We start from the raw sequence: 23,850 nt of genomic DNA on the forward strand, positions 1-23,850 counted from the left end.
CCATGCACCACCACCAAATGCCGCGCCACCAACGCACCCAACCCACCCGTACCACCCGTCACCAACACCGTCCCCCCACCACCCCACACCGAGGGCGTCCCCTGGGGTGCCGGGGACATGGGGGTCAGCCTCGGGACGAGGAACCGCCCTTCGCGCAGGGCGAGTTCGGGCTCTCCGGTCAGGACGGCGGCCGTGAGGTCCGCGGCCGGCTCCACAGGGCCGTCGGTGTCGATCAGGACATAGCGGCCGGGCTGTTCGGCCTGTGCGGCCCGGACCAGACCCCACACCGGGGCGGCGGCGAGGTCAGGGGTCTCCTGCGGGTCCGCTGCGACGGCGCGGCGGGTGACGAAGACGAGTGTGGAGTGTGCGTGCTGTTCGTCGGTGCTCCACTGCTGAAGCAGTTCCAGGGCCCGGGTGGTGTACTTCCTGACCCCGTCCGGCACGGTGTCGGCCGGTAGGTCCATGAGTTCGGCGAAGACCAGCGTGGGCACCGGGCCCGGCGACGCCGGATCGGGGACGGGCACGTCGAGCGGCCTCCAGCCGACGCGCAGCAGCGAGCCGGAGTCCTGCCGTGCCGCCGCGAGACGGTCGGCGTCGACGGGCCGCAGCACGAAGGAGTCCGCCCGGGCCACCGGCGAACCGGTGGTGTCGGCGATGGTGAGGGACACGGACTCGGATCCCGTGGCCGCAAGGCGTACGCGCACGGCGGATGCACCGGTGGCGTGGAGCATGACGCCGGTCCAGCCGAAGGGGAGCCTGATCGCGTCGGACCGGGCCTCCGGCATGGTGAATTCGGTGGCGTGCAGGACGGCGTCGAGAAGCGCCGGATGGAAACCGAAGCCGTCTGCGGCAGCGGCGTTGTCCGGTGAGGTTTCCTCGGGCAGGGCGACCTCGGCGAAGACCTCGTCACCGCGCCGCCACACCGCCCTGAGTCCCCGGAAGGCGGGACCGTACTCGTATCCCTCGTCCCGCATGGCCTCGTACAGGGTGGAGATGTCGACGGGTTCCGCGCCGGTGGGCGGCCAGGTGACCATGCCGAAGTCCGCTGCGGTGGGTGCGGCGGTGTCGGACGTGGTGAGCACGCCGACGGCGTGCCGGGTCCACTCGGCGTCCGCGGCGGTGTCCACGGGGCGCGCGTAGAACTCGACGGGCCGTCGGCCGGTTGTGTCCGCGGCGGACACCACGATCTGCAGGTCGGTGCCCGTGGTCGGGGACAGCACGAGCGGTACCTGCAGGGTGAGTTCCTCGACCACATCGCAGTCCGTCTGCAGGCCGGCCCGCAGGGCGAGTTCGACGAAGGCCGTGCCGGGGAGCAGCGGAACGCCGGCGATGACGTGGTCGGTGAGCCAGGGGTGGGAACTCAGCGAGATGCGCCCGGTGAGGACGATGCCGTCGCCGTGCGCGAGATGCACCACGGAGCCGAGCAGCGGATGGTCGGCCGCTAGCTGGCCGAGCTGTCCGGGGTCGCCCTCGGTCTTCGTACCGCCCAGCCAGTAGTGCCGGCGCTGGAACGGATAGGTGGGCAGGGACAGCCTGCGGGCGCCGAGACCCGTGTAGTGCGCGTCCCAGCGGACACGGTGACCGCGGGTGGCGATCCGGGCGACGGCCGACAGCACCTCGTGCCGCTCGTCGCGGTTGCGGCGCAGTGCCGGCACGAAGACGGCGTCCGCGACGCCCGTTGTCCCCGTCGCGGTCTCGGTGACACTGTCCGGACCCATGGCCGACAGGACCGCGTCGGGGCCGAGTTCGAGGAAGGTCGTGACGCCCGCGGACCGCAGGAAGGTGACGGTGTCGGCGAAGCGGACCGAGGCGCGGACGTGCTCGACCCAGTAGCCGGGCGAGCAGAGCCGCTCGGCGGTGGCGGGCCGGCCTGTCACGTCGGAGATGACGGGGATGCGCGGCTCGGAGTAGCGGACGACCCGGGCGACCTGCTCGAACTCCTCCAGCATCGGTTCCATGAGCGGGGAGTGGAAGGCATGGCTGACCTTCAGTCGCTTGAACTTCCGTCCGCGGTCGGCGAGTTCGGCGGCAACCGCCAGGACACACGCTTCGTCACCCGACAGGACGACGGACTCCGGACCGTTCACCGCTGCGATGCTCATCCGGTCCTCGAGGCCGGCGATGGCCTCCAGGACCTCGGCCTCGCCCGCCTGGACCGCCACCATGGCGCCGTCACGGGGGAGTTCCTGCATGAGGCGTGCCCGCGCGCCGACCAGAATCGCCGCGTCCTCGATCGAGAACACGCCCGCGGCGTGAGCGGCGGCCAGCTCACCGACGGAGTGTCCGGCGAGGAAGTCGGGCCGTACTCCCCAGGACTCGACGAGGCGGAAGAGTGCGGTCTCGACGGCGAAGAGGGCGCACTGCGCGTACATCGTCTCGTCGAGGAGTCCGGCCTCCGGCGTGCCGGGCTCGGCGAACAGCACGTCCCAGAGGGAGACGTCGAGTTGGAGGTCCAGGTGTGCGACGGCCTCGTCGAGCGCCTCGGCGAACACCGGGTACGCGGAGTGCAGTTCGCGGCCCATGGCGAGCCGCTGGCTGCCCTGACCGGTGAAGAGGAACGCGAGTCGGCCCGCGGCCGGCGTACCGAGGAAAAGGTCTGGGGGCCGCCGGTCCACGTCATCGTCCGCGAGGGCCCCAAGGGCCCGTTCGAGGCCGGGGCGGTCGGCGGCGAGCACGACGGCACGGTGGCCGAGGGAGGCACGGGTGCTGGCGAGGGAATGCCCCACGTCGACGAGTGACGCCGTCGGCTCCTGACGGAGCAGTTCCAGCAATCGTTCGGCCTGGGCCCGCAGGGCGGGTGCCGATTTGGCCGATACGACGACGGGCAGCGGCCCGGGGTCCGGGGCGATCGCGTCACCGTCCCCTGTCCGGGTGGACGGTGCGTCCGCCGTGTGCGCCGGGGCGTCCGGTGCCGTGTCCGCCGCGTCGTGGGCCGCGGGTTCCTCGATGATCACGTGCGCGTTGGTGCCGCTGATGCCGAACGCGGACACGCCCGCACGACGGGGGCGACCGTGCTCGGGCCACGGACGCGCCTCGGTCAGCAGCTTCACGTGGCCGGCCGACCACTCGATGTGGGGCGAGGGCTCGTCGACGTTCAGTGTCCTGGGCAGCACCCGGTACCTCATGCCCATGATCATCTTGATGACGCTCGCGACTCCGCCCGCGGCCTGGGCATGGCCGAGGTTGGACTTGAGAGAGCCGAGCCACAGAGGACGGTCCTCCGGGCGGTCCTGGCCGTAGGTGGCGATGAGGGCCTGCGCCTCGATGGGGTCACCCAGGGTCGTACCGGTGCCGTGTGCGTCCACGGCATCCACATCCGCGGCCGTGAGTCCGGCGGCGGCGAGTGCCTGGCGGATGAGTCGCCGCTGCGCGGTTCCGCTGGGAGCGGTCAGCCCGTTGCTGGCGCCGTCCTGGTTGACGGCCGTGCCACGGACGACGGCGAGGACCGTGTGCCCCTGCGCCCGGGCGTCCGACAGCCGCTCGACGACCAGCAGGCCGATGCCCTCGGAGAAGCCGGTGCCGTCGGCCGCCGCGGCGAAGGCCTTGACCCTGCCGTCGGGCGCCAGCCCCCGCTGCCTGCTGAAGGTGGTGAAGCTGCTGGCGCTCCCCATCACGGCGACCCCGCCGGCGAGCGCGAGCGAGCACTCGCCGCGGCGCACCGCCTGCACGGCGAGGTGCAGAGCGACGATCGACCCCGAGCAGGCGGTGTCGACGGTGACCGCCGGACCTTCCAGGCCGAGGCTGTAGGAGACCCTGCCGGAGGTGAAGCTCAGTGCGTTCCCGTTCGACACATAGCCGTCGAGCCCCTCGGGGGCTTCGTGGGTGCGTGGGCCGTACTCCTGTGCCTCGGCACCGACGAAGATGCCGGTGCGGCTGGACCGCAGAGAGGTCGGGTCGATGCCGGCGCGTTCGAGCGTCTCCCAGGCGGTCTCCAGCATGAGCCGCTGCTGAGGATCCATCGCGAGGGCCTCACGGGGGCTGATGCCGAAGAAGTCGGCGTCGAACTCCGCCGCGCCCGCGAGGAACCCGCCCTTGTCCACATAGCTTCGGTGCGGGGCGTCGGGATCCGCGTCGAAGAGATGCTCGATGTCCCAGTCGCGGTCCGTGGGGAAGTCGCCGAGCACCTCGCGGCCGTCGGCCACCAGCTGCCAGAGGTCGTCGGCGGAGTCGATCCCCCCGGGGAAGTGGCATCCGATGCCCACGATGACGACGGGGTCGCTGTCGTCCCGCGCTGCCAGGTGCCCTGCGGCGGGGCCCACGGGGTCGCCGTCGCCCTCCTCGGGTTCCCCGAGGAGTTCGGCGCGCAGAAACGCCGCGAGGGCGGCGGGGGTGGGGTGATCGAATCCGATGGTGGGCGGCAGTGTCAGGCCGGTGGCGTCGTTCACGCCGCGCTGGAGGGTGACAAGGCCGAGGGAGTCCAGTCCCTGCTCCTGGAAGGAGCGCTCCGCGTCCACCGGCGTCGCCGATTCGCGTCGGATGGCGCGCAGGGCGGCCTCGGTCTCCGCGCACACCAGATCGGTGAGCACGCGCACCTGTTCCGGTGCCGGGAGCTCTGCCAGTCGGCCGAGGACATCGGAAAAGTGCTGCTCTGCCCCACTCATCTACACACTCCACCCGCAGTTGTCGGCCGAGCCGGAGTTCGTGATCGTCCACGGCCGGGAATGAGCTCCGCCTGCCAGTAGAGCCGCCCCTGTGCCCGGCCCACACCCCTAACCCACCCCTAGACGGGCCGAACGGAGACCGCGCTGACGCCGGGTGCGGGAACGGCGTCCCGCGACGAGGAATGCGAACCGCGGCCCGGTAAACCCCTACTACCCCGGAATCTCTCCGGCGATCTTATTTCACAAATCGATCACAACTTGCACGCGAAATATGAAATCAATTCTCCGGCCGATCCCAAAAGCAAACCCATAGGGGCCCATAGGGGTTTACTGACACTCCTTCCCCCGTACGATCGATCTTGACCGACAGCCGTTCCGCAGCAATGCACAGGGGCGGCTTTTTTACTGGTCAGACAGCATTCAGGCACAAGAGAGAAAGGTTTTCCCCATGAATTTCCGGTCCCTCACCAGTGGATCCGCAGTTGTCATTTCTGCATTAGCACTCGCACTGGCCGGAACCTCGTCCGCCGTGGCCGCCGCTCCGGCCATATCCGTCTCTCCGTCGTCCAATCTGACGGACGGCGCCGAAATCACCGTTTCCGTGTCCGGATTCGGTGCCGGCGAACAGATCTACGCGGCGCAGTGCGCGCAGCTCTCCGAGACCGTGGCCGTGTGCAACCTCCCCGACGCACTGGACCTGGTCACCGACGCGTCCGGGAACGCCTCGGGAGCCACCTGGGCACGCAAGACGTTCGAGGGAACGGCCCCGGACGGCGAAGTCGTCTCCGTGGACTGTTCCACCGCCCCCAACGGCTGTGTCTTCGGTGCGGGCTCACAGAGCACACCGGGCGCGTCGGTACCGATCACGTTCCAGTAGTGCCCGGGACTTCCGTATGACGCGGTAGCTCTGTGAGCCGACGGCCCGCCGTCCGTGCCTGGCCCCAGCCAGCGGCCAGGCGTGGTGGCCGACCTGCTCACCGGCTACGCGGCCGTCTCCCCCGCCGCGGCGATCCCGGTGGCGTTCACGGGGCTCTCGACGGCCCGACCGTTGTGTGCCGGTTTCTCGAACTGCGTCCGGTAGAGCTCCGCGTACCGCCCGCCCACTGCGAGGAGTTCCTCGTGGGTGCCGCGTTCCGCGATGCGGCCGGCCTCGACGACGAGGATCTGGTCGGCTGCCCGTACCGTCGAGAGCCGGTGGGCGATGACGAGTGCGGTGCGGCCCTGGAGGGCCTCGGCGAGTGCCTCCTGTACGGCGGCCTCGGAGGTGTTGTCCAGGTGGGCCGTCGCCTCGTCGAGGACGACCACCCGCTGGCGGGCCAGGAGCAGCCGGGCGATGGTCATGCGCTGGCGTTCGCCGCCGGAGAGGCGGTAGCCGCGCTCACCGACGACCGTGTCGAGGCCGTCGGGCAGGGAGCGTACGAGCTCGTCGAGGCGGGCCCGGCGCAGGACGTCCCACAGTTCCTCCTCGTCGGCGCCGGGCCGGGCGAGGAGCAGGTTGGCGCGGACCGAGTCGTGGAAGAGATGACCGTCCTGGGTGACCATGCCGAGGGTGGCCCGCATCGACTCGGCGCTCAGGTCACGGACGTCGACGCCGCCGATGCGTACGGAGCCCTCGTCGGTGTCGTACAGCCGCGGCAGCAGTGACGCGACCGTGGACTTGCCCGCGCCGGACGAGCCGACGAGGGCGAGGGTCTGGCCGGGTTCGGCGCGGAAGGAGATCCCGTGCAGGACCTCGGCGCCGCCGCGGGTGTCGAGTGCGGCGACCTCCTCCAGGGAGGCGAGGGAGACCTTGTCGGCGGACGGGTAGGCGAAGCGGACGTCGGTGAACTCGACGGAGGCCGGGCCCTCGGGGACCGCCCGGGCGTCCGGTTTCTCGTCGATCAGCGGCTTCAGGTCGAGGACCTCGAAGACCCGCTCGAAGCTGACCAGGGCGCTCATGACCTCGACACGGGCGCCCGCGAGGGAGGTCAGCGGCGCGTACAGGCGGGTGAGGAGCAGGGCCAGCGAGACGACGGCGCCCGGTTCCAGGCTGCCGCGCAGGGCGTACCAGCCGCCGAGTCCGTAGACCAGGGCGAGCGCGAGGGCGGAGACGAGGGTCAGGGCCGTGATGAACGCGGTCTGCGCCATCGCCGTGCGCACCCCGATGTCCCGCACCCGCCGGGCGCGCACCGCGAACTCCGCGGACTCCTGGCCAGGCCGGCCGAAGAGCTTGATCAGGGTGGCGCCGGGCGCGGAGAAGCGCTCGGTCATCCGGGTGCCCATGGACGCGTTGAGGTCGGCCGCCTCGCGCTGCAGTTTCGCCATCCGGCTGCCCATCCGGCGGGCGGGCACCACGAACACCGGGAGGAGTACGAGGGCGAGCAGGGTGATCTGCCAGGACAGGGTGAGCATCACGGCGAGGGTGAGCAGCAGGGTCACGAGATTGCTCACCACTCCGGAGAGGGTGTTGCTGAACGCCCGCTGGGCGCCGATCACGTCGTTGTTGAGTCGACTGACGAGCGCGCCCGTACGAGTGCGTGTGAAGAACGCGACCGGCATGCGCTGTACATGATCGAAGACCGCTGTCCGCAGATCCAGGATGAGTCCTTCGCCGAGGTTCGCCGAGAGCCAGCGGCCCACCAGTCCGATCGCCGCCTCCGCGAACGCGATCAGGGCGATGAGCAGGGCGAGTCGTACGACCGTGCCCTCGTCGCCGCCGGACACGATCGCGTCCACGACGCGTCCGGCGAGGACCGGGGTGGCCACGGCGAGCAGTGCCGTCACCACACTGAGCACGACGAACTGCGCGATACGGCGGCGGTGCGGGCGGGCGAATCCGGCGATGCGACGCAGGGTGGCTCTGGCGAGGGGGCGGCGTTCCTGCTCGGCGTTCATGACGCTGTGGAGCTGCGTCCAGGCCGTGGTCTCCATACTCATGGGACAGACCGTAGAACCTCAAGCAATCTTGAGGTCAAGGGATGAGGTCGAGGGATGATCGATGACACTCACTGAACCCACTCCCCTCACCGGGCCGGCGGATCCCACCGATCCCATCGAGACAGCGAGTCCCACCGGCACCGACGCTCTCGGCGAGCCCGGCGACCCGATGCCGTGCCCGGCGTGTCAGCCGTTGTCCCCGTGCCCGCAACCCCACGTTGGTGCGGTGTGGAAACCCTCTCCCGATGTGACGGTCGAACGCTTTCCCCAGGGCTTCGCCAGACGCCTTCCGGTCCGGCAGATCCTGTGCCTCCTCCCACTCGCCCTCGTGGCCGTGGTCGCGGTGCAGCACAGGTCCGTGCTCGCGGAGGGCTTCGGGCATCTGGCGTCGGCGAAGTGGCCGTGGCTGCTGGCCGCGGTCGCCGCGACCTGTCTGACCTGGGTGGCGGCCGCCGTCACCCGGCAGGGCGCGCTCGTCGAACGGCTGCCCAAACGGCGGTTGCTGGCCACGCAGTTCGCGGCGGGGGCCGCCAACCATCTGCTGCCGACGGGGCTCGGCGCGAGTGCCGTGAATCTGCGGTTCATGACGGTGTGCGGGGTGCCGCTGGCCCGTTCGTCGGCCGCGCTCGCGCTCTATCTGCTGGCGGAGTCCATCGCCCGGGTCGGGCTGCTGCTGGCCCTGTTGATCGCCTTCCCCGACGCACTGCGGGTCGGCGCGCTCCTGCCGGACGGCGCGGTCGGCCCGCTGCTGCTGGTCGTCGCAGCGGTGGTGTGCGTCGCGGTGACGGTGCTTCTGCTCGTACGACGGGTGCGTACCGTCGTGTTCACGTTCCTGCGGACCGCGCTGGGTGAGGCCCGGTCCGTGCACACGCGGCCGGCCCGCGCGCTCGCGCTGTGGGGCGGCTCGCTCTCCTTCCCGATGTTCCAGGCGGCCGGACTGGCGGCGGTGGGGCAGGCGCTCGGGCTGCCGGTGCCGCCGCTGCACATGGCGCTCGCGTATCTGGCGGCGACGGTCGCCGTCGCCCTGGTGCCGACGCCGGGCGGAATCGGCTCGGTGGAGGCCGCGCTGATCCTGGCGCTGGTGGCGGCGGGCGGTCCGGTGGCGGTGGCGACGGCGGTGGTGCTCGCCTACCGCATCATCACGGTGTGGCTGCCGCTGCTGCCGGGGGCACTGACGCTCGGCGCGCTTGTGCGGCTGAAGATGATCTGAGCGCGTCGGCCGCCGGGCCCGCCCGAAAGCACTCTTCTCATTCCGTCCGCAAGTTGACGGGGCGGGTGGCGAAGGCGGCTGACGGCGACGTGTGACGGCTGGCGGCGACGGCCGGCGAGGACGACTGACGAGGACGGCCTGAACTCGTCGGTGTGACTGGGGAGTAACCTTCTGGCGTCGCCACACCAGGTCGCCACACGAAGGGGTCCGAGCGATGCCGGTCCGGATCGAGCGCCAGGAACACGTCACCACCGTCGTCCTCTCCCGCCCCGAGGTCCGCAACGCGGTGGACGGTCCCACGGCGGCCGATCTCGCCGACGCGTTCCGCGCGTTCGAGAACGACGAGACGGCCCGGGTGGCGGTGCTGTGGGGCGAGGGCGGCACCTTCTGCGCGGGCGCGGACCTCAAGGCGCTCGGCACGGAACGCGGCAACCATGTGACGGAGGACGGCGACGGTCCCATGGGCCCCACGCGGATGCGGCTGTCGAAACCGGTGATCGCCGCGGTCGCGGGCCACGCCGTGGCAGGTGGTCTGGAACTGGCCCTCTGGTGCGATCTGCGGGTCGCCGAGGAGGACGCGGTCTTCGGGGTCTTCTGCCGCCGCTGGGGCGTGCCTCTCATCGACGGCGGCACGGTGCGGCTTCCCCGCCTCGTCGGCACCAGCCGTGCGATGGACATGATCCTGACCGGCCGTCCGGTGGCCGCTCCCGAGGCCTACGAGATGGGCCTCGCGAACCGGGTCGTCCCGCCGGGGCGGGCACGTGCGGAGGCGGAGGCGCTGGCCGCGTCGATCGCCCGCTTCCCGCAGGCCTGTCTCCGCGGCGACCGCGGTTCCGTCCTCGACCAGGAGGGGCTGAACGAACGCACCGCCATGCGGGGTGAGTTCCGGCACGGGACGACTGTGCTGGAGGAGAGTCTTGAGGGGGCGGCGCGGTTCTCGGCGGGGGCGGGGCGGCACGGTTCGTTCGGCGAGATCTGAGCGTCCCGGACGACGTATCCAGGCCAAATTGGGGCGGGATCCGCAAAGGGGCCGAGTGGCGCCCGCCGGGCCGGACGGCGAGGGTGCCTCGGCGCTCACCCGAAGCAGGGAAGGCGCCAACCTGCCTGCGGGCACTACGAGTTGGCGGCGATGCTGGTGGGAGATGGCCTGACCCGAGCGGTCCTGGCGCGGAACACCTGTGCGCATGTAGCAAGATGAGCGAACCCGCCGGTCAACGACTCCTCGTTCCCCGCGGGTCGCACATCCAGCAATCGAGCAGCAGGTGGCAACAAGGTGACGACACATCACATACCGGGCGCGAACGCCCTTCGCGGCACGACGGGAGGCAGTTGGTGAACCGGGATCTCACTGTGCACGACTGGATCGTCGCGGGTGTCTGGCTGGCCGTCGGCCTCGCGGCGGGCGTCCTGCTGCGCCTCCTCCTACGCTGGCTGGGCAAGCACGCGACCCGCACCCGCTGGAGCGGCGACGACGTCCTCGTCGACGCGCTGCGCGCGCTGATACCGGTCGCCGCCCTCACGGGCGGGATCGCGGCCGCCGCGGCGGCGCTCCCACTGACCGGCAAGGTCAATCACACGGTCAACCAGATCCTGACGGTCCTGCTGATCCTGGCCGCCACCATCACGGCGGCACGCGTGGTCGCCGGCCTGGTGCGGGCCGTCACCCAGTCCCGCTCCGGGGTCGCCGGATCGGCCTCGATCTTCGTCAACATCACCCGGGTCGTCGTCCTCGCCATGGGCTGCCTGGTCGTCCTGCAGACCCTGGGCATCTCCATCGCCCCGCTGCTCACGGCCCTCGGCGTCGGCGGTCTCGCGGTCGCCCTGGCTCTCCAGGACACCCTCGCCAACCTCTTCGCGGGCATCCACATCCTGGCCTCGAAGACCATCCAGCCCGGCGACTACATCCGGCTGACCAGCGGTGAGGAGGGGTACGTCGTCGACATCAACTGGCGCAACACCGTCGTGCGCAACCTCTCCAACAACCTCGTCATCATCCCGAACGCGCAGCTCTCCAGCACCAACATGACCAACTTCAGCCGTCCGGAACAGGAGATGACCCTCACCGTGCAGGTCGGCGTCGGCTACGACAGCGACCTCGACCACGTCGAGCGCGTCACCTCCGAGGTCGTCACCGAGGTCATGACGGAGATCGAGGGCGCGGTTCCGGAGCACGAACCCGCCATCCGCTTCCACACGTTCGGGGACTCGCGGATCAGCTTCACCGTCATCCTCGGTGTCGGGGAGTTCAGCGACCAGTACCGGATCAAGCACGAGTTCGTGAAGCGGCTGCACAAGCGGTACCACGTGGAGGGCATCCGCATTCCCTCTCCCGCGCGCACCGTCGCCCTCCAGCAGAACGGCGTGGCGATTCCGCCTCAGCGCGACGGATCCCTGTCGATCCCGTAGAACATCGGGGTGGGGCGGTCACGCCGGGACGGCCCCGGTGCCGGGCCGGGCCACGCCGTACCGGGCCGGACCGTCCTGTACCGGGCCGGGTGGCGAGTGAGCGGGGAGACGTGAGCGTATGACGGTGGTCGGGGTCGACATCGGTACGTCCAGCAGCAAGGGCGTGCTGGTGGACGACGACGGAACCGTCCTCGCGACGGCTGTCCGCCCGCACACGGTCGACCGTCCGCACCCCGGTCACGTGGAGATGGACGCACGGGTGTGGTGGGACGAGTTCGCCTCCATCACCCGGGAGTTGCTGGAGTCCGCGCCGGACGGCACCTCCGTCACCGCGGTGGGCGTCAGCGGCATGGGCCCGTGCGTCGCTCTGGCCGACGCGACGGACACACCGCTGCGCCCGGCGATCCTGTACGGCGTCGACACCCGGGCCACCGAGCAGATCACGCGCCTGGACGACGAGTTGGGCCGTGACGCCGTACTCCGGCGCTGCGGGTCCCTGCTCTCCACCCAGGCCGTCGGTCCCAAGATCGCCTGGCTGGCGGAGCACGAGCCCGACGTGGTCGCCCGGGCCCGGCGCCTCCACATGCCCAGCTCGTACCTGGTGGTCCGGCTCACCGGGACCTATGTGCTGGACCACCACTCGGCGAGCCAGGCCGTTCCGCTGTACGACTCCGTGGCCCAGGAGTGGTACGAGCCGTGGACCCGGCACATCGCGCCCTGGCTCGAACTCCCCCGCCTGCTCTGGCCGGGGGACATCGCCGGACAGGTCACGGCCGAGGCCGCCGACGCCACCGGTCTGCCCGCCGGGATCCCGGTGATCGCCGGCACGATCGATGCCTGGTCCGAGGCGCTGAGCGTGGGGGCACAGCACACCGGCGACCTGATGCTCATGTACGGCAGCACCATGTTCCTGATCAACACCCTGTCCGAGCGTCTGCTGGTGCCCCAACTGTGGAGCACCGTCGGGGCGTTGCCCGGAACGCGCAGCCTCGCGGGCGGCATGGCCACGTCCGGCATGATCACCGACTGGCTCCGGGAGCTGTTCGGCACGCCCGAGCACAGCGATCTGCTCGTCGGGGCCGAGGCGTCCGGGCCCGGTGCGCGGGGGCTGCTGATGCTGCCGTACTTCGCGGGCGAACGGACGCCGGTGGCCGATCCGCACGCCCGCGGGGTGATCGCCGGGCTCACCGTGGAGCACACCCGCGGCGACCTCTACCGTGCCGCCCTGGAGGCGACGGCCTTCGGGGTACGGCACAACGTCGAGGCGATGCGCGCGGCGGGTGCGGACATCCGCCGTGTCGTCGCCGTGGGCGGAGGCACCCGGGGCGGACTGTGGACCCGGATCGTCTCGGCCGTGACGGGCCTGGAGCAGGAGATCAGGACCGTCACGCTCGGGGCGAGCTACGGCGCGGCGTTCCTCGCGGCGAGCGCGGTCGGCAGCCCGCTCATCGACGAGTGGAACCCCGTGCGCGAACGCGTCGCCCCGGACCCACAACTGCGCTCCGGCTACGACGAGTTGTACGCGCTGTACCTCCGGCTCTATCCGGCAACGCGGGACATCGCCCATGAACTGGCCGCGCGGCAACGGGGCTAGGCCGAGGCTGCCCGCCCCCGGCCCCGCCCACAGAACCGCTGGGCGCTCAGTTGCTCAGTTGCTCAGTTACTCATGATTCCTCCTGGAAAACCTTCACGTCCCACGCCCCGAGCGGGATCGCCTCGTCCGGTGCGTACGACGTCCCCGTGAGCGCGTCGCGTACCGGCGTCGGCAGTGCGACCTCCACCGGCTCCCACGACCAGTTGTGCAGGAACCGGACCCGGCGGCCGTCGCGTGCGGTCGCCCTCGTCGACGTGACGCTCGGGTGGGCCGTGCTCACGAGGCCCGACGGGGCGGCCCAGCGGAGGAGGGCCCTGGCGAATTCCGGGTCGGGCACCGTGCCGACGTAGGTGACGCGTCCCGCGCCGTGTACGTGGGTCGTGGCCGCGGGCCAGCGGCCGAAGTGCGGGTGGTCGTACGTGGCCAGGGTTTCCGCACCCCGGGTACGCAGGCCGTCCACCCAGTGGAGGGCACGCGCCTCCCCGGACAGCGGAAGGGAGTCCGTGCCCTGGACGGCGAGTCCGGTGCCCAGATTGCTGAACTCGTCGTACGTGACTCCGGCGGCCTCGGCCAGCCGGGCGGGCTGCTCCTCCGTGCGGGCCCGCGCCTCGTGGTCCGCGTACGCCGTGCGCGGGCCCAGGACCAGATGGCCGCCGGCCTCGGCGTGGGCGAGGAGGCGGTCGAGGGTCGCGTCGTCGGCCGCGTAGAAGGCGGGGACGACGAGTACCGGCGGCAGGTCCGTGTCGTCCAGTTGGCCCGGGTGTACGAGCCTGCCCTGCAGCCCCGCGTCGAAGGCGCCGCGGTAGAAGGCGTCGAAGACGGTCTGGTACGAGCGCCGGTCGGGCCCTTGGTCGGGCGTGGCGAGCGCGGGCTGTGCCTGGAGCGCCCACTTGCTGGGATTGGAGTAGAGGAAGGCCACGTCGGCGTCCGGGGTGAGGGACGAGACGAGATCGCCCACGGTCTCCAACTCGGCTCCCAGCGCGGCCAGTTCGCGGTACACGCGGCCGGGTCGCCCGTTGTGGGGCAGCACTCCGCCCCAGTAGGTCTCGGTGCCGAAGTGCAGGGTGTGCCAGTGCCAGTACTCGATCATCGAGGCGCCCCGCGATATCAGCGCCCAGGCGGCCTGGCGCCACTGCCCGTCGTACGCGGGGCGGTTGTTCCAGGGGAAGCCGATGGCCTGCGCGTCGGTCTCGGTCACCAGGAAGGGTTCCTGGCGGGAGGCGTACATGCGGTCGGCGCTCTGGTACAGCGCCCAGGTGCCGTTGGTGGTCCAGCCCTGGCCCTGGCGGTTCTCGTCCGGCAGCGCGAGGGCGTCCTGCATCGTGTAGTAGGGGTTGCCGGCCGTGACGTCGAGCTTCCTGGTCAGTTCGTCGTCCTCGACCGTGGGGCGGTCGTAGGAGATGCAGGTGGTGACGAACTGGTCCGGCCGGGCGTACTCGCGCACGATGTCCGCCTGCCAGGCGATGAACTCCGTGGTGAGCCTTGCCTGGAAGCGGCGCCACGCCAGGTCGTACTGCGGCTGGGCGTTGCCGTCTGGGGTCCAGAGGTCCGCCCAGGTGGACAGCCGGTGGGACCAATAGACCAGTCCCCACTCGCGGTTGAGGGTCTCCACGTCGCCGTAGGTCTCGCGCAGATGGTCGGTGAAACGCTGGAACACACCGTGGTTGTGGAAGAGTTCGAGACCGGGTTCGTTGTCGACCTGGAAGCCGATCACCGCCGGGTGCGCGGCATACCGGCCGACGACCTTGCGGATGATCCGCTCGGCGTGGAAGCGGAACGCCGGATGCGTGTAGTCGACTTCCTGGCGGGCGCCCCAGGGAACGCGCTCGCCGGTGCGCCGCTCCGCCGCGATCTCCGGGTACTGCCTGGCCAGCCACGGGGGCACGGCGTAGGTGGGCGTCCCGAGGATGACGCCGATTCCCCGCTCCTCCGCCCCGTCCAGGACGGGCTGGAGCCAGTCTAGGTCGAAGCGGCCGTTCTCCGGTTCCCAGGTCGACCAGACGGACTCGCCGACACGGATCACCGTGAAGCGGGCCTCCGCCATCAGGTCGAGGTCGTCCTTGAGCCGCTCGTTCGGCTGGTACTCGTGGTAGTAGGCGGCGCCGAACAGAACCCGGCCGGGCAGCTCGAACATGCTTCTCCTTTGCGGGACATGAGGGTGCGTCAGCCTTTGACGGCACCCGTGGAAAGGCCTTCGAGGAGCTGTTTGCGCAGCAGCACGAAGAGGGCGACGGCGGGCAGGACGGCCAGCACGGCACCGGCCATCACCAGGTCGTACTGCCGCTGCTCCGAGACGAAGAGGGTCTGCAGGCCCAGCGGCAGCGTGTACTGCGAGCTGTCGGAGACCAGGACCAGCGGCCACAGGAAGCTGTTGTAGCTCTGCAGGAAGGTCCATACGGCGAGGGCGCCGAGCGAGGGCCGCAACAGGGGCAGCACGATCCGCCGGAAGATGCCGAACTCGCTCGCGCCGTCGATGCGGGCGGCCTCCAGGACCGAGTCGGGGACGGACTGCACGATGTACTGCTGCATCATGAAGATCCCGAACGCGGGCGCCACCCACGGCACGATCAGCGCGAACCCAGGGCTGCCGAGCCCGGTCTTGACCAGGATCACGAACAGCGGCACGAGGATCACCGCGAACGGAATGGACAGCGAGCTGAACATCACGCCGAACAGCAGCCTCTTGCCCGCGAACCGGAACTTGGCGAAGCCGTAGCCGGCCAGGGCGCAGACGAAGACCGACACGACGGTGGCGACGACGGCGACCACCGTGCTCATCACGAACCAGCGCGCGAAGGGCTGATCCTCGATCAGCGCACGGTAGTTGTGCAGGGTGAAGGGATCCGGAACCAGCTTCGGCGGGTACGCGAAGATGTCGCCGCGCGGCTTGAACGACCCGCTCAGCGCCCACACCAGCGGGGCCAGGAAGGCGAGCAGCAGCAGGACCAGCGTCAGGTAGAGCAGGCCGCGGCGGCTCCTGGCGCCCGCGGAGGAGCGTACGGAAGCGCGTACGGAGGTGGCGGAAGTGGTCGCGCTCATGAGGTCGCCCTCCCGATGCCGAGCAGACGGTTGAAGAGCTGGCTGAGCCCGAAGACGAGGACGAACAACACGACGGCCGCGGCGGCCGCGTACCCGAACTGCTGGCGCTGGAAGGCAGCCCGGTAGATGAACATCGTCACCGACAGGGTGCTCTCGGCCGGTCCGCCGCCGGTCAGCAGATACGGCTCCTCGAAGATCTGCGCGGCGCCGATGAAGGACGTGACGACCACGAAGGCGGTCACCGGTTTCAGCGCCGGGAGCGTGACGGTGGTGAAGGTGCGGATGCGTCCGGCGCCGTCGAGGGCGGCCGCCTCGTACAACTCCTTCGGTACGGCCTGGAGTCCGGCGAGGAAGAAAACGGTGAGGTAGCCGGTCCAGCGCCACAGCATCACGAGTCCGATGCTCACCCTGGCCAGGTCCGGATCGCCGAGCCAGTCGACGCCTCCGGTGCCGAACAGGGCCCGCAGGACGGAGTTCAGCAGCCCGAACTGCCGGTCGAAGATCAGCCCGAAGATGAGCGCCACGATGATCGGCGAGACGACGATCGGCACGAAGTAGGCGGTGCGCCACAGGTCGCGCACCCGCAGACCACGGGTGTTGAGGGCCTGCGCGATCAGCAGCGCGAGCGGCACGACGACGAAGACCGCGATCAGCACGAACACGCCCGTGTTGCCCAGGGCCCGGTGAAAGCTGACGTCTGTGGCGAGGAGCCGGTAGTTCCGCAGCCCCACCCAGTGCGGAGTACCGAGGCCCACCCACTCGGTGAGACTCAGCCAGAGCGACACCAGGACGGGCACCAGCATGAAGAGCACATAGAGGACGTAGAAGGGGGCGATGAAGAGGTAGGGCGCGCGGGACTGCTTGAGACGGGGAGCGGCCCGGCGCGCACCCGTGCGTTCACGAGCGCTGCCGGCCGGATCGGCGATGGCGATGGTCATGGACAACTCTCCTGGCCGTACTGATGAATTCCGGATGCGAGAGGCGCGCCCCGTTCAAGGGGCGCGGGGCGGTGTCGATATACGGCTCCGCCGCGTGGGCGCGACCGGCCGCAACCGGCCCGCGACCAACCCGACGACAGAGCCCTAACGGCCCGCTTGGTCGCGGAACTCCTCCGCGGTCCGCCGCAGAGCGCCCCGCGGACTGACGTCTCCGCGATAGGCCCGGAGCAGATTCCCGGCGAGCACGTCGAAGAGAATCGACTGGTCGGGACTCGTGTGCTGCGGAGGCACATCCGGAAGAAGGTCCCGATAGAGACCGAACAGCCGCTGCCCGCCACAGAAGTCGTCCTTGAGACCTCTGAGTTGCGGATCCTCGAACACGGACCGCCGCGTGGGCAGATAGCCCGTCTCGATGAACCGCCGGACCTGGCCCTCATGTGTGAGCCAGGTGTTGAGAAGGAAGTCCGTGGCTGCCTGTGTGTTGGCCTTGTTCTTGATGACCCCGAAGCCGGTGCCACCGAGGGCCGCCGTCGTCCCGCCGCCCTCGGCGAAGCGCGGCATCGCGCGGACCCGCCACTTGCCCTTCTGCTCGGGCACGTTGGGCACGAGGCCGTAGCTCTTGTACCAGATGGCCATGGGCAGGCCGATGACCCTGCCCTGTTTCAGGGCGGTCTGCATCGCGGCGCCGTAGTAGTCGGAGATGTCGATGACGAAGCCGCTGCGCAGCCCCTCGCAGAGGAAGCCCAGGACCTCCTCGGCCTCGGCGGAGTCGAGCACCAGCTGCTGGTCGGCGTCGAAGAAGGCGCCGCCGCGCTGGTAGAGGAGCATCTGGAAGGACTGCACGATCTGCGCCGTGTCGCTGCCGTTGGTGCTGACGACGCAGAGCGAGGCGTCGTGGTCCTTGTGCACGCGGGCGCCGAGTTCGGCGAACTCCTCCCAGGTCGGGGTGTCCTTCGCCAGCCCGTACTTCGTGAACAGGTCGTCGCGGTAGTAGTAGACGACCATGGGGGTGTCCGAGTCGAGGGCGTAGACCCTGCCGTCCTTGCTGTAGGGGGCGGTTCGGGCCGGCAGCAGGTCTTCCTTCAGTCCGGGCACGGCGGCGATGCCGGGCGTGAAGTCGTGCAGCAGCCGCTCGGAGATGTCGCCCCGCAGCATGCGCGGGAAGCTGCCGATCTCGAAGCCCGCCATGTCCGGTGTGCCGCGTCCGGCGACGGCCTGGGCGAGCAGCTTGGTGACGATGTCGGCCGGTCCGGCGCGGGTGACCGTCAGGTGGTAGCGGAAGTCGGTGAGCCCGTCGGCCTCCGGAATGCCCTTGCGGAAGAAGGCCTCGTATCCCGGGTCGTGGGTCCACAGCGCGAGGTTCACGTCTCCGGAGGTGCGGGCGGTGGTGCTGTCACGGCCGCAGGCGGCGAGCGCGGCGGCCGTGCCCAGGCCTAGGGCGCCACGCAGCAGGGTGCGGCGCGGCAGGGGCGGTGGGGTGTACACACGTGACTCCTCACGTGGTGCGGCTACGGGGTGCGCGTACGACGGACGTCCCGGTCCGGGCACACGCGGGCAGGGCGGATCCGGCCGACGGCGAGGTCGGCCGTCCCGCCGACGGTTCGGCGGTTCGGCGGTTCGAGCGGGTGGGGTCGGTCAGCTGGCGGGCGGTGCGACGAGATCGGTCAGCGGGCCAGGGGTTGCGACGAGATCGGTCAGCGGGCCGGGAGATGCGATGAGATCGGTCGGCCGGGGGGCAGTGCGGTGGAGTCGCGTACGGTCAACTCGACTGCCAGGTCGACGGGTTCGGCCGGGTGGGGCCTGCCCTCGATCATGGCGACCAGGACGTCGACGGCGCGGGTCGCGACGGCGGCGAAGTCCTGACGGACGGTGGTCAGCGGCGGGGAGAGATAGGGCGCGGCGGGGATGTCGTCGAAGCCGACCACGCTCACCTCGGCGGGTACGGCACGTCCGGCCTCGGCGAAGGCGCGCAGCGCGCCGAGGGCCATGTCGTCGTTTGCGGCGAACACGGCGGTCAGGTCGGGGATTTGGGCCAGCGATTGCGCGGCCGCGTAGCCCGAGGCCGGGGTCCAGTCGCCGTCCGCGGGCAGTGGTGGTTCGGGGGCTCCGGCGGCGGCCAGCGCCTCGCGCCAGCCGCGGAGCCGGTCGCGGGCGGTCCACCAGTCCTGTGGGCCGGGGATGTGCCAGACCGTGCGGTGTCCGAGCGCCAGCAGGTGCTGTGTGGCGATCCGTGCCGCGGAGACTCCGTCGGCTCGGACCACGGTGCTGGGCGCGTCGGCCAGGTGCACGCCCTCGCCCAGGCTCACCACCGGTACGTCCGCGCTCAGTCGCAGGGGCGTGCCGTCGTCGATGGGCTCCGACAGGACGATCCCGTCGACGCCCTGTTCCAGCAGGGATTCCACGGCCGCCGCGATTCCGGCGCCGCCCTGGCCTTCCAGGGTGCTGGCCACGGCGAACGAGTAGCCCACCCGGTGCATGGCCCGCTCCAGGTCGATGAGCTGGGTCGACGGGCCGTAGAGCGCGCTGCCGAGCGAGACCACGCCGATCCGCCGGTACCTGCCCATCAGCAGGGCGCGGGCCGCGTTGTTGGGACGGTAGTCCAGTTCGCGGATGACGCCGAGTACGCGGTCGCGGACGTCGGCGCTGACGTGGGGCTCGCCGTTGACGACACGGGACACGGTCTTCTGGGAGACACCCGCGGCGCGGGCCACCTCCATCATCCCGGGGCCGCGCCGGCGGCGTCCGGGACCGGAGGACGACGGCTCGGTGCCGGTGGTGGCCATGACCCTCCTTGTTCTCGTCCGGTGTTCGTCGGCGTTGACTACGTAGTCAATCTGGCGCGTGATGACGCGAGGATCGGGATGACTGCGTAGTCAGGCCAGTGTTCACAGCGCGGGCACGCGAGTCAATACTCCGGGCGGAACCAGTGCCGGAGGGGAGGGAGGCGGGGGTGTCCGAGAGCCGCGCCGACCTTGTCGGACGGTCTCGGGCCCCCACTTCTCCACGGCCGCAGACCCCGCGGTCCCGCCCGGTCCCGCCGAGTGCAGTCCAGTCCAGTGCAGTGCAGTCAGATCAGGCGACCGGTGTCGGTGGAGCGAGCCCGAACCTCTCCTCCTGGTTGTTCATGCCCGGCACGTCAACAGGAAGCAGGGATCGATGCGACGCATGAGACCACTCGGCGGAGCTGTGACCGCCCTGGTGAGCGCGAGCCTGATCGGCCTCGGGCTCCTGTCCCCGGGGGTTGCGCAGCCACGTTCGCGGTTCTGTCCAGGTGGATGTCGATACATTCCAGGGCCGGCGTCGCCCTCGAACCCGGCCCAGGCCCATCCCCCGTGGCCGACCCAGGCCCCCCGTGGCTGGCCCAGGCCCATCCCCGTGGCTGGCCCAGGAGCATGTCCCCGTGGTGGGTCAGCCGCTGGCGATCAGCTCCTGCTGCGCGCTGCCCTGCGGCGTCTGTCGCGAGCTGCGCAGGGCGGCGATACCGATGAAGACCATCGACGACAGGCCCGCGATCGCGAAGGCGGTGAAGCCCCAGTCCCCGTTGTCGGCGGCGAGCAGTTGGCCGCCGAGCCACGGGCCGAACACGGCGCCGAAGCGGCCCAGACCGGAGGTCCAGCCGACAGCGGTGGCGCGGTTGTCGGGGGTGGAGCGGATCGAGACCGTCGCGTAGATCATGGTCTGGGCGCTGTTGAGGAACACGCCGGTGAGGAAGACCACCGTGAACGTCACCGCGAGCGGCATGTGGACGCTGAGCAGGAAGACTCCGGCGGCGGTCAGTGCGAACCAGACCGACGAGATGCGCGGCGCCCCGAACCGGTCGGCGGCCCGGCCCGCGACGAGCATGCCCACGATGCCGCCGAGGTTGAAGAGGACGACGAAGGTGAGCGCGGAGCCCAGTTCGTAGCCCTCGCTGCGCATCAGGGTGGGCAGCCAGGTGGCGACGCCGTAGACGAGCAGGAGCCCGCCGAAGGAGGCCAGCCAGTACAGCAGGGTCTGGGTCCACTCGCCGCCGCGGAACAGGTTGACGAGGGAGTTCCAGCGGTCGGCGGGGGCCTTCTTCCCGGCCGCGGCGGGCAGTTGGACCTCGAAGCGGCCGGCCAGCTCGCGGGCCTCCTCGGTACGGCCCTTGGCGACCAGGAAGCTCAGCGATTCGGGCATGAACCTGGCGAGCACCGGGACGAAGAGCATCGGGGCCACACAGACCCAGAAGGCGGCGCGCCAGCCGAGGGGCTCCACGATCCACAGGGCCACGTACGCGGAGAGGATGCCGCCGGCGTGGTGGGCGGTCATCAGCATGCCGATGGTGAGGGCGGTGCGGCCGCGCGGGGCGTAGTCGGAGACCATGCTGATCGCGGTGGGCAGCAGTCCGCCGAGACCGACTCCGGCGAGGGTGCGGCCGAGGCCGAAGACCGCGACGCTGCCCGACATCGCGCACAGGCCGGAGGCCAGCGAGAAGAGCGTGACGCAGGCGATCATCAGCTTCTTGCGGCCGACGCGGTCGGCGACCGTCCCCGCGGTCAGAGCACCGACCAGCATGCCGAAGGTGGCGTAACTACCCAGGTCACCGGCCCGGTCCGGAGTGATGCCGAGGGCCTTCTCCGCCAGCATGTGCGGCAGCACCGAGCCGTAGATGAACATGTCGAGACCGTCGAAGAGCACGGCCAGCCAGCACAGACCGACGGCCAGCGCCGCCAGCTTGCCGCCACGGGCGGACAGGGCGAAGGAGGAGGACATCGTTGTTTCCTCTCGTCCAGGAGTCATGCGCCTGGAGGGGATCGGGGAGGCGGGGTGCGGCGGCCCGAGCGGTTCGTACGGCGGCCGGTCCCCTGACGCGCATGACGCTAGAAATCCGCCGTGGCGATTGTCAACGTTTTTGTCAACAATCATAGGAAGCGGGTGGGACACCGGGACGGCACACAGCGGTGGTGTGCCGTCCGCGCGGTGGGGATGCCGGTGTCAGCCGACCGGCGGCGTTCCGTGGGTGTGGAAGGACTCGATGGTCTTCAGCCCCCAGGCCTGCCCCTTCTTCCGCTCCTCCTCGGTCCAGGTGATCAGCGGCCAGTCGGGCGCCAGGACGAGTCGGGTGAGCGGGTTGCACAGCTCGACACGGTTGCCGCCGGGCTCGTAGACGTACAGGAAGAACGTCTGCTGGATGGCGTGCTTGTGCGGGCCCGTCTCGATGAACACGCCGGTGTCCAGGGCGAGATCGGCGGCCCGCAGGATGTCCTCACGCGTGTCCGTGGCGAACGCGATGTGGTGCAGGCGTCCGTTGGAGCCGGTCCAGTCCTCGGTGTAGACGATGTCGTACGACTTGCTGCTGAAGGTCAGCCACTGGGCGGCGATCCTCCCGCTGTCGAGCCGGATCTGCTCGGTGGGACGGGCGCCGAGCACCTCGTGGACAAAGTTTCCGTTGGGCTCGACATCGGCGGCGAGGAAGTTCACGTGGTCCAGGCGTCGTACGCCCACGCCGTGGCCGGGCTTGGCCTGCGGCTGGTTCTTCAGGCCGGGCTTCAGCTCGTCCGGAGCCTGGTACCACTCGCTCTCCCAGTAGAGGGCGAGTTCATGGCCGTCGGGGTCGGTGGTGACGTACAGCGGGCCGATGCCCGGCTCGTCCTCGACCCAGCGGCCTGGGCGGCCGGCGTTCTCGGTCTCCTTCACCCGGCGCTGGAGAGCTTCCTCGCTGGAGGCGCGCAGGGCGGTGCGGCGGATTCCGGACGTGGTGTGGGCGGTCAGGGTCACGCTGTGGTGCTCGTAGTCGTCCCAGGTCCGCAGGTATACGGAGTCTCCGGAGCGGCCGTTCTCGGTCAGGCCGAGGTAGTCGGTGAAGAACCGGACGCTGGCGTCCAGGTCGGGGGTGAGCAGTTCGACGTGCCCGAGGTGGGCGATGTCGCCGAGCGGCGGGGCCATGGGGCCTCCTCAGGGGTGTTGTGCGGCTCCGGCCGGCCGGGGGAAGACCGTGCCGTCGAAGATCTTGCGTGCGGTGCGGACGACGGCGGTGCGCCGGGCCACCGGGACGGCGCTCGGGGCAGCGCCCGAAGCAGCAGCACTCGTTGCGGCGCCCGGTTCAGCGCCCGGTTCAGCGCCCGGTATGTCGTACGCGAGGGTCGTTTCTATGTCGAGGAATCCTGTGGGGTGCTCGATGCGCACCTGGTCCCCGTGGGCCGGCAGACGTGCGACCGTCTGGCCGACGCCGCCCTCGATCCGCAGTCCGGCGGCGACGCTCGCGGCGCCCAGGACCCCGATCGACGTATGGCAGCGCACCGGGATGAAGGTGCGGGTCATGACCGCGCCACCGTCCAACGGCGGTGCCAGCAAGCTGAGTTTGGGCACGGTGGTGCCTTCGACGTCGCCGAGCCCCATCAGCTTTCCGGCCTCCAGCCGGATCTCCCGGAGCCGTTCCGCGAGGGTCTGGTCCGCCTCCAGGTCGGTGGGGGTCTCGTAGCCGGTGACACCCAGCGAGGACGCTGCGATCAGCACGGTCGGCATGCCGTTGTCCACGCAGGTGACCGGTACGTCGGCGACGAGGTCACGCACCCGGCCGGTCGGCAGCAACGGGCTGCCACCCTGCGGGAACTCGATGACCACCGGCGCCGCGGCTCCCGGCACCCCGGAGATCTCGGCGGAACCGGTGTAGTCGACGCGCCCCTCCGGGGTGGAGAAGGACGCGACGGCGAGGTCCCCGGTGTTGAGCATGCGGATCCGCACCGACGTACGGCCCTCTCCGGCGGCGACCAGTCCGCGTTCGACAGCGAACGGGCCGACCCCGGCGAGGAGGTTTCCGCAGTTCTGACGGCCACTCACCTCCGGTGTGTCGACGCCGACTTGGAGGAACAGGTAGTCGACGTCCGCCTCGGGGTCGGTCGAGGCGGACACCACGGCCACCTTGCTGGTCAGGGGGTGCGCCCCTCCCAGGCCGTCGATCTGGCGCGGGTCGGGGCTGCCCATGACGCGCAGCAACAGGTCGTCGCGCGGGGCGGGTTCGGCGGGCAGGTCCCCGGCCAGGAAGTAGGCGCCCTTGGAGGTTCCGCCGCGCATGAGCATGCAGCGCACCTCCTCGTGTCCGGGCCCGGACCCGGGCCCGGCCCCGGTCACGAGCCCACTCCGGCCCGGTGCCCGGTCACAGCCCGGCTCCATTCCTGTGCCCGG

15 protein-coding genes are annotated in these 23,850 nt (G+C 70.6%); 5 read left to right on the top strand and 10 right to left on the bottom strand.

The genetic code is table 11. The annotated features are described in order from the left end of the window. A partial coding sequence (locus ACZ5VQ_RS07420) for a type I polyketide synthase (RefSeq protein ID WP_469104086.1) occupies positions 1 to 4,601 on the bottom strand: 4,601 nt, incomplete at its 3' end. Positions 4,602 to 5,049: 448 nt separating this feature from the next. Between ACZ5VQ_RS07420 and ACZ5VQ_RS07425 the strand changes: the two genes are divergently transcribed. After that, complete coding sequence (locus ACZ5VQ_RS07425) at positions 5,050 to 5,478, top strand: enediyne antibiotic chromoprotein (RefSeq protein ID WP_469104087.1); 429 nt, start codon at positions 5,050 to 5,052, stop codon at positions 5,476 to 5,478. Positions 5,479 to 5,582: 104 nt separating this feature from the next. Here the strand turns inward: ACZ5VQ_RS07425 and ACZ5VQ_RS07430 are convergent, their stop codons facing one another. Continuing rightward, positions 5,583 to 7,517, bottom strand: coding sequence for an ABC transporter ATP-binding protein (locus ACZ5VQ_RS07430; RefSeq protein ID WP_469104088.1), 1,935 nt, complete (start codon positions 7,515 to 7,517; stop codon positions 5,583 to 5,585). A gap of 169 nt (positions 7,518 to 7,686) precedes the next feature. Between ACZ5VQ_RS07430 and ACZ5VQ_RS07435 the strand changes: the two genes are divergently transcribed. The 4 genes from ACZ5VQ_RS07435 to ACZ5VQ_RS07450 all read left to right on the top strand — a co-directional run bounded on the left by ACZ5VQ_RS07435 (position 7,687) and on the right by ACZ5VQ_RS07450 (position 12,727). After that, complete coding sequence (locus ACZ5VQ_RS07435; RefSeq protein ID WP_469104562.1) at positions 7,687 to 8,727, top strand: lysylphosphatidylglycerol synthase transmembrane domain-containing protein; 1,041 nt, start codon at positions 7,687 to 7,689, stop codon at positions 8,725 to 8,727. Positions 8,728 to 8,941: 214 nt separating this feature from the next. Then, entirely contained in the window at positions 8,942 to 9,706 is a 765-nt protein-coding gene (locus ACZ5VQ_RS07440) for a crotonase/enoyl-CoA hydratase family protein (RefSeq protein WP_469104089.1), read from the top strand. A gap of 353 nt (positions 9,707 to 10,059) precedes the next feature. Continuing rightward, a complete protein-coding gene (locus ACZ5VQ_RS07445; protein ID WP_200394522.1) occupies positions 10,060 to 11,133 on the top strand; it encodes a mechanosensitive ion channel family protein in 1,074 nt (357 codons plus the stop codon). Between the two features lie 118 nt (positions 11,134 to 11,251). After that, positions 11,252 to 12,727 (top strand): FGGY-family carbohydrate kinase, encoded by a 1,476-nt coding sequence (locus ACZ5VQ_RS07450; protein ID WP_469104090.1) that lies wholly within the window; start codon positions 11,252 to 11,254, stop codon positions 12,725 to 12,727. A gap of 70 nt (positions 12,728 to 12,797) precedes the next feature. Here ACZ5VQ_RS07450 and ACZ5VQ_RS07455 read toward each other — a convergent pair whose 3' ends face one another. The 8 genes from ACZ5VQ_RS07455 to ACZ5VQ_RS07490 form a co-directional block, all read right to left on the bottom strand. Next, on the bottom strand, positions 12,798 to 14,861 hold the full coding sequence (locus ACZ5VQ_RS07455) for a beta-galactosidase (protein ID WP_469104091.1): 2,064 nt from the start codon (positions 14,859 to 14,861) through the stop codon (positions 12,798 to 12,800). A 29-nt stretch (positions 14,862 to 14,890) separates the two neighbouring features. After that, the gene (locus ACZ5VQ_RS07460; RefSeq protein WP_469104092.1) at positions 14,891 to 15,766 is read right to left on the bottom strand and encodes a carbohydrate ABC transporter permease; all 876 of its coding nucleotides are present in this window, start codon (positions 15,764 to 15,766) and stop codon (positions 14,891 to 14,893) included. Then, positions 15,763 to 16,704: a carbohydrate ABC transporter permease gene (locus ACZ5VQ_RS07465; protein ID WP_469104093.1), complete on the bottom strand. Its 942-nt coding sequence runs from the start codon at positions 16,702 to 16,704 to the stop codon at positions 15,763 to 15,765. The genes ACZ5VQ_RS07460 and ACZ5VQ_RS07465 overlap by 4 nt, the downstream gene beginning before the upstream one ends. A 144-nt stretch (positions 16,705 to 16,848) precedes the next feature. Beyond that, on the bottom strand, positions 16,849 to 18,189 hold the full coding sequence (locus tag ACZ5VQ_RS07470) for an ABC transporter substrate-binding protein (RefSeq protein WP_469104094.1): 1,341 nt from the start codon (positions 18,187 to 18,189) through the stop codon (positions 16,849 to 16,851). Positions 18,190 to 18,398: 209 nt separating this feature from the next. After that, positions 18,399 to 19,421 (bottom strand): LacI family DNA-binding transcriptional regulator, encoded by a 1,023-nt coding sequence (locus ACZ5VQ_RS07475; RefSeq protein WP_469104563.1) that lies wholly within the window; start codon positions 19,419 to 19,421, stop codon positions 18,399 to 18,401. A gap of 691 nt (positions 19,422 to 20,112) precedes the next feature. Further along, positions 20,113 to 21,438 carry an MFS transporter gene (locus ACZ5VQ_RS07480; RefSeq protein ID WP_469104095.1) on the bottom strand — a complete coding sequence of 442 codons (1,326 nt, stop codon included), beginning with the start codon at positions 21,436 to 21,438 and terminating at the stop codon, positions 20,113 to 20,115. A 222-nt stretch (positions 21,439 to 21,660) separates the two neighbouring features. Next, positions 21,661 to 22,611 carry a catechol 2,3-dioxygenase gene (locus tag ACZ5VQ_RS07485; RefSeq protein WP_469104096.1) on the bottom strand — a complete coding sequence of 317 codons (951 nt, stop codon included), beginning with the start codon at positions 22,609 to 22,611 and terminating at the stop codon, positions 21,661 to 21,663. 9 nt (positions 22,612 to 22,620) lie between these two features. Next, positions 22,621 to 23,745 (bottom strand): 4-oxalomesaconate tautomerase, encoded by a 1,125-nt coding sequence (locus ACZ5VQ_RS07490; protein ID WP_469104097.1) that lies wholly within the window; start codon positions 23,743 to 23,745, stop codon positions 22,621 to 22,623. Positions 23,746 to 23,850 lie beyond the last annotated feature (105 nt).

The organism is Streptomyces sp. NPDC033178, from assembly GCF_055577685.1.

What these genes read in the sequence shown, in the direction of transcription:
- ACZ5VQ_RS07425 (WP_469104087.1), top strand. Translation starts at nt 5,050, where the DNA reads ATGAATTTCCGGTCCCTCACCAGTGGATCCGCAGTTGTCATTTCTGCA.
- ACZ5VQ_RS07430 (WP_469104088.1), bottom strand. Translation starts at nt 7,517, where the DNA reads ATGAGTATGGAGACCACGGCCTGGACGCAGCTCCACAGCGTCATGAAC.
- ACZ5VQ_RS07435 (WP_469104562.1), top strand. Translation starts at nt 7,687, where the DNA reads ATGCCGTGCCCGGCGTGTCAGCCGTTGTCCCCGTGCCCGCAACCCCAC.
- ACZ5VQ_RS07440 (WP_469104089.1), top strand. Translation starts at nt 8,942, where the DNA reads ATGCCGGTCCGGATCGAGCGCCAGGAACACGTCACCACCGTCGTCCTC.
- ACZ5VQ_RS07450 (WP_469104090.1), top strand. Translation starts at nt 11,252, where the DNA reads ATGACGGTGGTCGGGGTCGACATCGGTACGTCCAGCAGCAAGGGCGTG.
- ACZ5VQ_RS07455 (WP_469104091.1), bottom strand. Translation starts at nt 14,861, where the DNA reads ATGTTCGAGCTGCCCGGCCGGGTTCTGTTCGGCGCCGCCTACTACCAC.
- ACZ5VQ_RS07460 (WP_469104092.1), bottom strand. Translation starts at nt 15,766, where the DNA reads ATGAGCGCGACCACTTCCGCCACCTCCGTACGCGCTTCCGTACGCTCC.
- ACZ5VQ_RS07465 (WP_469104093.1), bottom strand. Translation starts at nt 16,704, where the DNA reads ATGACCATCGCCATCGCCGATCCGGCCGGCAGCGCTCGTGAACGCACG.
- ACZ5VQ_RS07475 (WP_469104563.1), bottom strand. Translation starts at nt 19,421, where the DNA reads ATGGAGGTGGCCCGCGCCGCGGGTGTCTCCCAGAAGACCGTGTCCCGT.
- ACZ5VQ_RS07480 (WP_469104095.1), bottom strand. Translation starts at nt 21,438, where the DNA reads ATGTCCTCCTCCTTCGCCCTGTCCGCCCGTGGCGGCAAGCTGGCGGCG.
- ACZ5VQ_RS07485 (WP_469104096.1), bottom strand. Translation starts at nt 22,611, where the DNA reads ATGGCCCCGCCGCTCGGCGACATCGCCCACCTCGGGCACGTCGAACTG.
- ACZ5VQ_RS07490 (WP_469104097.1), bottom strand. Translation starts at nt 23,745, where the DNA reads ATGCTCATGCGCGGCGGAACCTCCAAGGGCGCCTACTTCCTGGCCGGG.